Here is a 567-nt window from a genome sequence, read left to right on the forward strand (position 1 = left end):
ACCTCGACCTGAAGACCGGCATGTACAAGGGCCGCCAGGTCCTGAAGGCCAAGAAAGAGTCCTGATCGGACTTCGGCTGCCGCGCCGCGGAGGCGCGAGCATGACCCGGAAAAGTGCGTAGCGGTTTTCCGATAAGGTTGTGCTCCAATCAAACGGCGCTGCGCCTGAATTCGGCCAACGAGTGCGGTCAAGACGCGCGTCCGCGGCGAGGCAAGTGCCATCGCCGCTTTGCTGGTTCTCCCTGAAATAAGGCGCAAGCCCCGATGGTCGGTTTTCCGCTGCTGCTCGTTCCGCTCGCGGTCTACAACATCATCGCTTTCCTGATGCCCGGCGTGTCCTTCACGGACCCGCTGATCAGGCTGACCTTGCTGTCGGGCGAACAGTGGCAGATCACGCTCAGCGACATGCTGCTTGCCGCCGGCGTGCTGCTGTTGCTGCTCGAGGTCATCAAGGGCGCGCGCCCCGGCGCGAAATATCTCACCGACCATCTGCTGTCGCTGATCGTGTTCGGCGCGGCCGCCGCCGAATTCGTGCTGTGGCCGAAGTTCGGCAACTCGACCTATTGCC

1 protein-coding gene is annotated in these 567 nt (G+C 62.8%); it reads left to right on the forward strand.

Annotated elements, in window-relative coordinates; all coding sequences use genetic code 11:
* Nucleotides 1-263 precede the first annotated feature (263 nt).
* Nucleotides 264-567: hypothetical protein (locus tag NS334_RS17420; protein ID WP_206542750.1), on the forward strand; the 304-nt coding region annotated here is incomplete at its 3' end.

The sequence above is a fragment of the Sphingomonas endophytica genome (genome assembly GCF_001476895.1).
Taxonomy (GTDB): Bacteria; Pseudomonadota; Alphaproteobacteria; order Sphingomonadales; family Sphingomonadaceae; genus Sphingomonas; species Sphingomonas endophytica_A.